Origin of the sequence: Marinobacter sp. (assembly GCF_041690615.1) — a bacterium.
Classification (GTDB): Bacteria; Pseudomonadota; Gammaproteobacteria; order Pseudomonadales; family Oleiphilaceae; genus Marinobacter.
In genome coordinates, this window is sequence record NZ_JAWLGY010000011.1 from 8,747 (window position 1) to 19,315 (window position 10,569).

Annotated in this window: 11 protein-coding genes; 3 read left to right on the forward strand and 8 right to left on the reverse strand. The window is 60.1% G+C overall.

Features of this window, described 5'->3' with window-relative positions; all coding sequences use genetic code 11:
* The first annotated feature begins 10 nt into the window (after nt 1–10).
* The 3 genes from rpsD to rplQ are packed head-to-tail and all read left to right on the forward strand — an operon-like array spanning nt 11 to nt 2,103.
* Nucleotides 11–631 (forward strand): 30S ribosomal protein S4, encoded by a 621-nt coding sequence (rpsD, locus tag ACESMZ_RS09365; RefSeq protein WP_091854903.1) that lies wholly within the window; start codon nt 11–13, stop codon nt 629–631.
* Nucleotides 632–665: 34 nt separating this feature from the next.
* Nucleotides 666–1,670 (forward strand): DNA-directed RNA polymerase subunit alpha, encoded by a 1,005-nt coding sequence (locus ACESMZ_RS09370; RefSeq protein ID WP_091854920.1) that lies wholly within the window; start codon nt 666–668, stop codon nt 1,668–1,670.
* Between the two features lie 37 nt (nt 1,671–1,707).
* The gene (gene rplQ, locus ACESMZ_RS09375) at nt 1,708–2,103 is read left to right on the forward strand and encodes a 50S ribosomal protein L17 (RefSeq protein ID WP_091854922.1); all 396 of its coding nucleotides are present in this window, start codon (nt 1,708–1,710) and stop codon (nt 2,101–2,103) included.
* Nucleotides 2,104–2,161: 58 nt separating this feature from the next.
* Here rplQ and ACESMZ_RS09380 read toward each other — a convergent pair whose 3' ends face one another.
* The 8 genes from ACESMZ_RS09380 to ACESMZ_RS09415 form a co-directional block, all read right to left on the reverse strand.
* Complete coding sequence (locus ACESMZ_RS09380; protein WP_372956502.1) at nt 2,162–3,028, reverse strand: alpha/beta hydrolase; 867 nt, start codon at nt 3,026–3,028, stop codon at nt 2,162–2,164.
* Nucleotides 2,998–4,869, reverse strand: a complete 1,872-nt coding sequence (locus tag ACESMZ_RS09385; protein WP_372956503.1) for a DUF4105 domain-containing protein — start codon at nt 4,867–4,869, stop codon at nt 2,998–3,000. Before ACESMZ_RS09385 ends, ACESMZ_RS09380 begins: the two co-directional genes overlap by 31 nt.
* Nucleotides 4,870–4,981: 112 nt before the next feature.
* Nucleotides 4,982–5,443, reverse strand: a complete 462-nt coding sequence (locus ACESMZ_RS09390) for a DUF3015 domain-containing protein (RefSeq protein ID WP_372956504.1) — start codon at nt 5,441–5,443, stop codon at nt 4,982–4,984.
* A gap of 199 nt (nt 5,444–5,642) precedes the next feature.
* On the reverse strand, nt 5,643–6,344 hold the full coding sequence (locus ACESMZ_RS09395) for an ABC transporter ATP-binding protein (protein WP_372956505.1): 702 nt from the start codon (nt 6,342–6,344) through the stop codon (nt 5,643–5,645).
* Nucleotides 6,345–6,347: 3 nt separating this feature from the next.
* Nucleotides 6,348–7,103 carry a high-affinity branched-chain amino acid ABC transporter ATP-binding protein LivG gene (gene livG / locus ACESMZ_RS09400; protein ID WP_372956506.1) on the reverse strand — a complete coding sequence of 252 codons (756 nt, stop codon included), beginning with the start codon at nt 7,101–7,103 and terminating at the stop codon, nt 6,348–6,350.
* Between the two features lie 3 nt (nt 7,104–7,106).
* Entirely contained in the window at nt 7,107–8,378 is a 1,272-nt protein-coding gene (locus ACESMZ_RS09405; protein ID WP_372956507.1) for a high-affinity branched-chain amino acid ABC transporter permease LivM, read from the reverse strand.
* Complete coding sequence (gene livH / locus ACESMZ_RS09410) at nt 8,378–9,301, reverse strand: high-affinity branched-chain amino acid ABC transporter permease LivH (protein WP_372956508.1); 924 nt, start codon at nt 9,299–9,301, stop codon at nt 8,378–8,380. Before livH ends, ACESMZ_RS09405 begins: the two co-directional genes overlap by 1 nt.
* Before the next feature lie 84 nt (nt 9,302–9,385).
* On the reverse strand, nt 9,386–10,498 hold the full coding sequence (locus tag ACESMZ_RS09415; protein WP_372956509.1) for a branched-chain amino acid ABC transporter substrate-binding protein: 1,113 nt from the start codon (nt 10,496–10,498) through the stop codon (nt 9,386–9,388).
* Nucleotides 10,499–10,569: the final 71 nt, after the last annotated feature.

The window sequence follows — 10,569 nt, forward strand, 5'->3', positions numbered from 1 at the left end:
ACAGTGAGATATGGCACGTTACATAGGTCCAAAGTGTAAGCTGTCTCGCCGTGAGGGGACAGATCTTTTCCTGAAAAGCGGTGTTCGTGCACTTGATTCCAAGTGCAACATCGAAACACCCCCGGGCATGCACGGCGCTCGTCGCGGCCGTCTGTCCGAATATGGCGTACAGCTCCGTGAAAAACAGAAAGTCCGTCGTATCTACGGCGTACTGGAGAAGCAGTTCCGCAACTACTACAAGGAAGCTGCCCGGATCAAGGGCGCTACCGGTGAGAACCTGCTGCAGCTGCTGGAAACCCGTCTCGACAACGTGGTCTACCGCATGGGCTTCGGCTCAACCCGCGCTGAAGCGCGTCAGCTGGTATCCCACAAGGCGGTTCTGGTGAACGACAAGCCGGTGAACATTCCGTCCTACCAGGTCCGTCCTGGCGACGTGGTGAGCATCCGTGAGAAGGCCAAAAACCAGCTGCGCGTCAAAGGTGCACTGGAGCTGGCTGCGAGTCGTGCCCCGGTTGAATGGGTCGAGGTTGACGCCAACAAGATGACCGGCACCTTCAAGTCGGTACCAGAGCGTACCGAATTGTCGTCGGACATCAACGAGAACCTCATCGTCGAGCTTTACTCCAAGTAAAGTCCATTAGCAACGAGAGCAGATAGGGGCGTCTATGCAGCGTTCAGTACATGAGTTATTGACACCTCGTACCATTGACGTGAAGGAGCTGAGCACCACTCGCGCCAAGGTGACCCTGGAGCCGCTCGAGCGTGGCTTTGGTCACACTCTGGGCAGTGCCCTGCGCCGGATCCTTTTGTCCTCAATGCCTGGCTGCGCCATTACCGAGGCGCAGATTGACGGTGTTCTGCACGAGTACAGTGCAATTGAGGGTGTCCAGGAGGACGTCATCGAGATTCTTCTGAATCTCAAGGGCGTCGCCGTCAAGATGGGCGGGCGTGACGAAGCTGAGGTTTCCCTCAGCAAGAAAGGCCCGGGTGTCGTGACCGCCGGCGATATCGCGCTGGATCACGACGTTGAAGTGACCAACCCGGACCATGTCATCTGTCACCTGAGTGAAAAGGGTGAAGTGAACATGCGTCTGAAGGTGGTTCGCGGTCGTGGTTACGAGCCTGCCGATCAGCGGGGCCTCGACGAAGACGAGACCCGTGCCATCGGACGCCTGCAGCTGGACGCCACCTTCAGTCCGGTGCGTCGTGTCGCCTACGCGGTCGAAAGTGCCCGTGTCGAGCAGCGCACCGACCTGGACAAGCTGGTTATTGATCTGGAGACCAACGGTACCATTGATCCGGAAGAAGCGATTCGCCGGGCCGCCACGGTGCTCCAGCAGCAACTCGCCGTCTTTGTCGATTTCGATCATGAGAAAGAGCCGGAGAACGTAGAGGAAGAGGAAGAAATCGATCCGATTCTGCTGCGTCCGGTGGATGATCTTGAACTGACGGTTCGTTCAGCCAACTGCCTCAAAGCAGAGAATATTTACTACATCGGCGATCTTATCCAGCGTACTGAAGTTGAGCTGTTGAAGACGCCTAACTTGGGTAAAAAGTCGCTTACCGAAATCAAGGACGTGCTGGCCTCCCGTGGCCTGTCCCTGGGTATGCGTCTTGACAACTGGCCGCCGGCAAGCCTCCGTGGTGATGACCGGGTTCTGGGCGGTTGATCGCCGTATTGGTAGTTTAAGGTAAGGAATCAGAGCAATGCGTCATCGTAAGAGTGGTCGTAAGTTCAGCAGGACCAGTGCGCATCGCAAGGCCATGTTCCGTAACATGACTGCGTCACTGGTTGAGCACGAGCTGATCAAGACAACGCTCCCGAAAGCCAAAGAGCTTCGCCGGGTAGCCGAGCCGTTGATCACACTGTCCAAAAATGATTCGGTAGCCAATCGTCGTCTGGCGTTTTCCCGCCTGCGTGACGATGCAGCCGTCGCCAAGCTGTTTGACGAGCTGGGTCCGCGTTATAGCGAGCGCCCTGGTGGCTACCTTCGCATCCTCAAGTGCGGTTTCCGCGCCGGCGACAATGCCCCGATGGCATTTGTCGAGCTGGTCGGTCGCCCGCTGGATGTGGAAGCCGAAGAGATGGACGACGAGGAATAAGTTCTTCGTAGTTCAGTTGAAAGCCGGGTGCCGAAAGGTTCCCGGCTTTTTTTTTCGCTTATCGGGGCACGGTTTCAGCCGAGCCTTTCATGAAGTCCAGCAGCGCTCGCTGGTACTCGGGTAGCATGAAGGTACCGGCGTGGGGCATGTCTGTTCGCAGAAATTGCTTTGGTTCCTTTGCCGCTTCATAGAGCGCCAGCCCATGGTGGATCGGGATAATACCGTCCCGGACGCTGTGAATGACCATGATCGGTACCGGGCTGATGTCGCCAATGCGGTCCACCCCTTCGTATTCGTCCGTAACGGTCCAGCTCAGGGGCGCCTGAAACGGCCAGGTCAGCCAGAAGCCCGCAAGCTTTTCCCTGGCAATGGCGCGGAAGCCGGCAAAGCTGCTGTCAGCGATGACGGCGGTCAACCCGGGGTTCTCCTGTCGGGGAACCCATTCGCTGGCGAGGGCGATCGCCAGCGCTCCCCCGAGGCTCTGTCCCAGCAGGTAAAGGGGGCGTTGACTGTTGCCTGAGCGTTCACCGAGCCATCGCAAGCCCGCTTCTGCGTCGTGCAGGGCGCCTTCCAGGTCGGTTTCGCCGGTAGACCTGCCATAGCCCCGGTAATCCGGCATAAACACGTTATAGCCTGCCTCAGGCAGCCAGGCGACGTTCAATACGTGGCTGCTGATGTTCTGCGCGTTACCGTGGAGAAAATAGACGTCTCCCCTGGGCTCTCCTTCGGCGGGTAGCCACCAGCCATGGAGCGTCTCGCCGTCGGGTGTGTCCAGCCACACGTCTTCATAGGCCAGGTCCAGCCGGTCCGGGGTGATATAGACCTGGTTGTCCGGATAGAAGAACAGGCTGCTACAGCCAGTCTGGGCAATCGTCACCGCCGCAAGCGCGGAAATCAGAAGAAGGCGTGGAATCCGAGCTGCCATAGGGTTTCGTACCTGTTGTAGTGGTGGGTTCGGCTGAGACGTGTCCTGATGCTGTAATCCCGGTCGATGTGAAACGCCGCCTGCAGGTAAAGTTCATCTTCCCGGTGCTGGTCGCTCACGATCCATGCCTTGCTGCGCAAGCCGGTGATCAGGCTGACGGTGTCACCCTGGCGCAGCAGTGCCACATCGGCACCGGGGGCCATGTCGTAGCCGCGGCGCAGGTGTTTGCTGATTTCCAGGTCGCCGGTCAGCACGGCCAGGCCCTGTACCTCGTCGGTAATTCGCCAGCTCCCGCCGGCCCCGCCTTCCAGATAGGGGGTGAACACCCGTGTGCCATTGTCCAGCTCAGTGCGACGGCCACCAAAACCCACCTGCCAGGACAGGGGTTTGAAGAATCCGTCCCGGGGCGTCAGTGAACGAATCTCGACGCCCACCAGATTGTCCAGCTGAAGCTCCTGCTTGTCATGGTAAAGCCGGGCATCCATCCTCAGGAACTGAAGCTGGGCGCCGGGCCGATAACCGGCCGGCGGGTCGAGCAGGTCGTGGTAGGCCGCCCGGAGTGACAGTTCGGTGTAATGCCGCTTGCCGGTGTCGCCGGTGTTCAGACCCAGACGCATGGTATCGTGGCCCTGGTCGTCACGGACCTCCGGTCTCGGGGGCGGGCTGAGAGAAGGCTGCTCCTGCAGCCGGCTGCGGGCAATCAGAAGGTCATGGGAAAGCGGGGCGGCGAAGTCCCGTGGCCAGTCTTCGGCCTGCGCCTGGTGACGCACGTAGTCGTAGGTCGCATCGAGAACCCGTGCCCGGGCAGAGTGGGGCAGCGACTTGACTTCCTCGTCGTCCAGCGCCACATAGCCGTTGGCGATGGCGGCGGCCAGCTGGCGTTCGTCCGGACTCAGTTCACTGAGGGCGTGACTGACGCGGGTTGCGGCCGAGGGCCGGTAGTGTATGGATTCCACCAGGTCCCGGTCGACCACCCAGCGGATGGTGTCCGAGGGAATGGCGTGGGTGCTCACCTCGTCCAGCAGTTCTGTGCCGGGCCGTGCCACATCAATCAGCGCCAGCAGGCGGTAGGCGCAGTTTTCATCGAAGAAGTAATAGTCAAAGTTGCGGTCCTGGATCTCCCAGGTATGAGCCAGCATCTGCCCCACCTCATCCGGGGTGAGGTTGAGGCGGTACTCCCACAGGTCACGGTTTTCGATGTCGGAATAAACCTTGATCATCTCGTAGTAGGGCTGCACCGCCGTGATGCCCGGGTAGCCCCCGAAGATACCCCGGTAGGCAAACAGGATTTCACTGTCATGCTCAGCGGCATCCGCCGCATAGGAAATGGTATTGGCCAGCAGCAGGTTGGTTTCGCCATCTTCGCGGGGCGGGTCCAGGCGCAGAAAGGTGTGACCGAACATGGAGGAGGGGCTGTTCAGATAGGAAGCGGCAAAAACCAGGGTGACCGCTTCAGTATTCAGTTCGGCTTTCCACTGATCAAAGTCGGTACAGTCCACTTCTGGCGACGGCAACGAGAGGTGCGAGCGGATCCAGGCATCCCGGGCCGGGAACTCGCAGCGGGCATGCTGGTTATCGTCTCCCGACGCAGGCCGGGTAATAGCGTCGATGGTCGCCCTCAGCTCGGCTTCAGGGTTGCTTTTTCCCTCCGGGCTGAGGAAGAAGCTGTCGTCATCGGCCTGGCTGGTATGGCCGGACCCAAGGGTATCCGGGTGGTAATGGCCCAGTGTCAGCCAGTCGTCGGACTGGGCCAGTCGGGTAATGGTGTCAGGCTGTTCGGCCTGGGTGGCGGTACAAAGCGATAACCCGACCATCAGGGCCGGCAGGGTGCGGATAGGCATGGAGCAATGAATCTTCCGGATGAGCAGCGGTTACGTGAGCCTCGGCAGGGTAGCGGGACCGGGAGCGGCGAAAGCAGCCCGCTGGAGCGGGCTGCGATTGAGCGCTGACGTATCAGGCGACGTACTTGCTAAGGCGCTCGTTACGTTCGAGCAGTGCCACGATGGCATCCACTGCCTGATCGGAGGTGGTGTCGGAAGATGGGAAAATGGAGGCAAAGTTGTCCTGCAGCAGCTGGCTGAATTCTCCACGGTCGGCTTCATCAACGCCCAGCAGGACGGCCAGGGTTTCCAGGTTTTCACCGGAGCCCCGGGACATGTCACGGGCGATCTTGTCGATGTTGCTGTCCATGTACATGGCCATGGACTGGACAGACTGGTTGGTCTGACAGCCGAGGGTGCCGGTGGTCATGCCGAAGGTCTGGTTGCCGAAAGTGGCGTTGGTGGTCGCCGCGAGTACGTGGGGGGCGATGCCTGACTGTCCCTTCCAGATCATGGCGCCAACACCACAGCCTGGTTGTGCGAAGGCCATGCTGGATGCGCCGAGAAGGATGGCACCTGCGATCAGTTTTTTCATGTTCTGCTCCTTGATTATCATTTTACGTCGCTAATGCGAAGTGGGGCCGATCCGGTCTCCCGCTTCTACGGCATCAACCCCGGTGGTTTCCAGGGCCCAACCGTTCCAGACAAGTATAGTCAAGTCGGAATAAAGGCCAACCTTGTTCATTGATATGTCGTAAAAATTCTCGATTGATCCTCATTTCTGCGCGACCGTTCTAACCCCCGAGGTAGGCGGCCTGGACGTCAGGGTTGGCCAGCAGGTTCTCGCCCGTGTCCTGCAAGCGGATGCGACCGGTCTCCAGTACGTATCCCCTATCCGCCAGTTGCAGCGCCTGGTGGGCATTCTGCTCCACCAGGAATACCGTTATGCCTTCATTCCGCAACTGGGCGATGATTTCGAAGATCTGTTTGATCACCAGGGGCGCCAGGCCCAGGGAGGGTTCATCCAGAATCATCAGGCGAGGCTTGCTCATCAGTGCCCGGCCAATCGCCAGCATTTGCTGCTCGCCCCCGGACATGGTGCCGGCCCGCTGATGTTCCCGCTCCTTCAGGCGCGGAAAGAGGTCATAGACATGGCGAAGGCTCCGGTCATTCTCTGACCGGGAGTTGAAGAAGCCGCCCATGTGAAGGTTCTCTTCCACCGTCAGCCCCGGAAACACGCGGCGTCCTTCCGGCACAATGGCGATATCCGACCGCATGATCCGGGAGGTGGGCAGGCGGGTAATATCCCGGCCTTCAAGCAGGATACGGCCGGCACTGGCCTGGGGAGAGCCGCAGACGGTCATCAGCAGTGTGGTTTTACCCGCGCCATTGGCGCCGATCAGTGCGACGATCTCTCCCTGGTTGACTTCCACCGAGACGCCATGAAGCGCCTCGATCTTGCCGTAGTGGGTATGCACGTCTTCCAGTAACAGCATGGGTCAGGCTTCCCCCAGGTAGGCTTTGATGACATCGTCGTTGTGGCGGATCTCGTCCGGGGTACCGGAAGCCAGCGGCCGGCCCTGGCTGATGACGTTGATTCGGTCCGAGATATCCATCACCAGGCTCATATCGTGTTCGATCAACACCACCGACACGTTGTAGTCTTCCTTGAGGCTGATGATGAGCTGGTTCAGCTCCCGGGTTTCCGCCGGGTTCAGGCCCGCAGCCGGTTCGTCAAGCATCAGTAGCCGCGGCTCTGTCACCATGCAGCGGGCAATTTCCAGGCGGCGCTGTTGCCCATAGGCCAGGTTGCCTGCATCCCGGTTGGCCAGTGCCAGCAGGCCGACCCGCTCCAGCCAGTAGGTGGCCCGGTCGAGGGCTTTCTGTTCCCGGGCGCGGTAGTTCGGGGTGGCCACCAGCCCGGACAACAGGTTGGTATTGAGGTGGCGATGCTGGGCCACCATGAGGTTTTCCACCACGGTCATGCGGTTGAACAGGCGCACGTGCTGGAAGGTGCGCACCAGGCCAAGGCGGGAGATCCGGTAATCCGGCTTGCCCTGGATTTCCTTGCCATCGAGAAGGATCTTGCCGCCAGTGGGGCGGTAGAAGCCGCTCATGCAGTTGAACACAGTGGTCTTGCCGGCGCCGTTTGGTCCGATAATGGAAACAATCTCGTGTTCCTGCACATCCAGGGAAACCTGGTCCACCGCCAGCAGGCCGCCAAACCGCATCGACAGGTTCTGTACTTCAAGCACTGTCTATTCTCCTGCCTTCAGCTTGATGTGCCGCCGCCGCATGGGTATCAGCCCCTGAGGGCGCCAGACCATCATCAGCACCATGGCGGCGCCGAAGATGAGCATGCGGTATTCAGAAAATTCCCGGGCCAGCTCCGGCAGGATCGTGACCGCGATGGCCGCCAGGATGACGCCGATCTGGGAGCCCATGCCCCCGAGTACCACGATGGCCAGGATGATGGCGGACTCCAGGAAGACAAAGGACTCGGGGCTGATAAATCCCTGCTTGGACGCAAATACGGTACCGGCGAACCCGGCGAAGAAGGCCCCGATGGTAAATGCGGACAGCTTGACGCCGGTGCGGCTCAGCCCGAGGGAACGGGCGGCAATTTCATCCTCCCGCAACGCTTCCCAGGAGCGACCTACCGGCATCCTCATCAGCCGGCGGATGACAAAGGCTGTGACAATGGCCAGCACCAGGGCGATCAGATACAGGAAGATAACCTTGTGCTCACCTGAGTAGGCGATACCGAACGTCTCGTGGAAGGAGGTGTTGCCTTCCTCCTTGACCCGGCGGCCGAATTCCATGCCAAACAGGGTCGGGTCGGGAATGCCGCCGATGCCGTTGGGACCACCGGTGACGCTGGTCCAGTTGTTGAGCAGGATACGGATGATCTCGCCGAAGCCCAGGGTCACAATCGCCAGGTAGTCCCCCCGTAGCCGAAGCACCGGGAATCCCAGCACCAGGCCGAACAGGGCTGCCAGCAGGGCACCGATGGGTAATGCCATCCAGAAGGAAATACCCCAGTAGTTGGAGAGCAGGGCGAAGGTGTACGCCCCCACCGCGTAGAAGGCCACGTAGCCCAGGTCCAGCAGGCCCGCCAGGCCGACTACCACATTCAGCCCCAGGGCCAGCATGATGTAGATCAGCACCAGCGTGGCCAGGTCCACGGCACCCCGGGAGACGAAAAAGGGCCAGAACAGGGCAATGGTGATCAGCAGCACCAGGGCGATATTCTCAAGGCGGAGGCGCTTCTGCTCGGGCAGTGGTTCCCGGTTGGCCAGCGGATTCAGCGCCGAGATATCGGCAAGGCTGGCCATGACGTGGTCCCGGAACAGCTGGAATGCAAACACAACCACCGCCGCAACGGCGACACTGACCCAGGTAAAGGCATCGGCGCCCGTCACGGTAATGTTGGTGCCGACGGCGGTCAGTTTCAGGCCCATGATGGGCCAGGCAATGATCAGGGTAATGACCGCACAGAACAGGGCGTGTCGGAAATTCTGTGCCACCATCAGATTTTCTCCACTTCCGGTTTGCCCAGAAGCCCGGTGGGCTTGAACAGCAGGATCAGGATCAGCAGGCTGAAGGAAATCACGTCCTTGTATTCGCCGCTGAGGTAGCCAGACGTCATGGCTTCGGCAATGCCCAGGATCAGCCCGCCCAGCATGGCCCCGGGTATGCTGCCGATGCCCCCGAGCACCGCCGCGGTGAATGCCTTGAGGCCGGCAATGAAGCCGAACAGCGGATCCACCGAACCGTAATACATGCCCAGCAACAGGCCTGCCACGGCGGCCAGGGCAGCGCCGATCACGAAGGTGGCAGAGATTATCCGGTTGGTATCGATACCCAGCAGGTTGGCCATGCCCAGGTCCTGGGAGACCGCCCGGCACGCACGACCAATCCGGGAGCGGGAGATAAACAGGGACAGCGCCGACATGCAGATAAACGTTGTGACGAAGATGGTGATCTGGATCCAGGAGATGGAAAGCTGGAAGCTCTGATCACTGCCAAAGCGGAAGCCCCCTTCAATCAGCGCCGGAAAGCCGACATTGCGGGAGCCCTGGGAAAGGTGTACGTAATTCTGCAGGAAGATCGACATGCCGATGGCGGAGATCAGCGGAATCAGTCGATGGCGGCCGCGCACGGGCCGGTAGGCCACCCGTTCCACCGCCCAGCCCATTGAGCTGGACACGATCACCGCACAGATCAGGGCCAGCAACAGTATGAGTGGGAGCCAGGCGATGCCAAGGGTTGCCAGCCCGGTGATGGCGATAAGCGCCGTATAGGCTCCTATCATATAGATTTCACCGTGGGCGAAGTTGATCATGCCGATGATGCCGTACACCATGGTGTAGCCGATGGCAATCAGGGCATAGGTGCTGCCGATGGTCAGTCCATTGATCAGCTGCTGACAGAAATAAAGCAGATCTTGCATCGAAGGTGTTCTCCGTCAACCTGACCTCACGAACGCCCCGGTCACCTGGAAGGTCACCGGGACGGGGTTCAATGCAGGTTCGCGTTAGTTGACGGGGGTCTTGCTGCCGTCGGCGTGCCACTCATAGACCACGAACTCGAAAGATTCCATATCACCTTTTTCGTCGTAGCTGACGGTACCGATGGGTGTTTCGAAGCTGCCTTCGCGGAGGGCGTCAGCCACTTCGAAGGGGTCGGTGGAACCCGCCTGTTCAATGCCGTTGGCAATCAGCTGGACAGCGGCATAGGAGGTCAGCACAAACGGGCCGGAGGGATCTTCGCCTTTTTCTTCGAAGGCCTGAACCAGTTTCTGGTTTTCCTCTTTCTCGTCAAAGCTTGGTGGCAGGGTGACCAGCAGGCCTTCTGAAGCATCGCCGGCGATGGTGTTGATATCCTTGTTACCCACGCCTTCCGGGCCCATGAAAACGGCACCCAGGTCGGCCTGGCGGGCCTGGCGCAGGATCAGCCCCAGTTCCGGGTGGTAACCACCGTAGTAGACGTAATCCACGTTGGCCTGTTTGAGTTTGGTGACCAGTGACGAGAAGTCCTTGTCACCGGCGGTAATGCCCTCAAACATCACCACGTTGACGCCTGCGTCCTCCAGGGTGTCCCTGACGGCAGTGGCAATACCCTCACCATACTGCTGCTTGTCATGAACCACCGCGACCCGCTGGGGATCGAGGGTAATCAGGTGATTGGCGGCGACCGGCCCCTGCATGCTGTCCAGGCCAATGGTGCGGAACACCAGTTCGTAGCCCCGCTCGGTAATGTCCGGGCTGGTGGAGGCCGGGGTGATCATGAGGATGCCTTCGTCTTCGTAAATGTCGGACGCGGGCTGGGTCGAGCTGGAACACAGGTGGCCCACCACGAAGCTGACCCCTTCATTGACCAGCCGGTTGGCGACGGTGACGGCCTGTTTGGGGTCACAGACATCGTCCACCTCGACGGCTTCGAGCATCTCACCGTTGACGCCGCCGTCGGCATTGATGCGCTCGATGGCCATGCGCGCCCCGGAAAACTGCATGTCACCGTATTGCGCCACCGGGCCAGTCATGGGACCGGCGATACCGATGCGGATCTCGGCGAGGGCGGAGGCGGGAAGGACAATCGCGGCGGAAACGCCGGCTGCCAGTGCGAGTTTCGTGTATTTCCTGATCATTGGAAGCTCCTGCCTTTTCTCATTTTTTTCGTTGACCACGCACTCAACAAACACCACAGGTCGTTACCTGT

Excerpts from the sequence above, each read along its gene's own strand:
- rpsD (WP_091854903.1), top strand. The coding sequence starts at position 11 with ATGGCACGTTACATAGGTCCAAAGTGTAAGCTGTCTCGCCGTGAGGGG.
- ACESMZ_RS09370 (WP_091854920.1), top strand. The coding sequence starts at position 666 with ATGCAGCGTTCAGTACATGAGTTATTGACACCTCGTACCATTGACGTG.
- rplQ (WP_091854922.1), top strand. The coding sequence starts at position 1,708 with ATGCGTCATCGTAAGAGTGGTCGTAAGTTCAGCAGGACCAGTGCGCAT.
- ACESMZ_RS09380 (WP_372956502.1), bottom strand. The coding sequence starts at position 3,028 with ATGGCAGCTCGGATTCCACGCCTTCTTCTGATTTCCGCGCTTGCGGCG.
- ACESMZ_RS09385 (WP_372956503.1), bottom strand. The coding sequence starts at position 4,869 with ATGCCTATCCGCACCCTGCCGGCCCTGATGGTCGGGTTATCGCTTTGT.
- ACESMZ_RS09390 (WP_372956504.1), bottom strand. The coding sequence starts at position 5,443 with ATGAAAAAACTGATCGCAGGTGCCATCCTTCTCGGCGCATCCAGCATG.
- ACESMZ_RS09395 (WP_372956505.1), bottom strand. The coding sequence starts at position 6,344 with ATGCTGTTACTGGAAGACGTGCATACCCACTACGGCAAGATCGAGGCG.
- ACESMZ_RS09405 (WP_372956507.1), bottom strand. The coding sequence starts at position 8,378 with ATGGTGGCACAGAATTTCCGACACGCCCTGTTCTGTGCGGTCATTACC.
- livH (WP_372956508.1), bottom strand. The coding sequence starts at position 9,301 with ATGCAAGATCTGCTTTATTTCTGTCAGCAGCTGATCAATGGACTGACC.
- ACESMZ_RS09415 (WP_372956509.1), bottom strand. The coding sequence starts at position 10,498 with ATGATCAGGAAATACACGAAACTCGCACTGGCAGCCGGCGTTTCCGCC.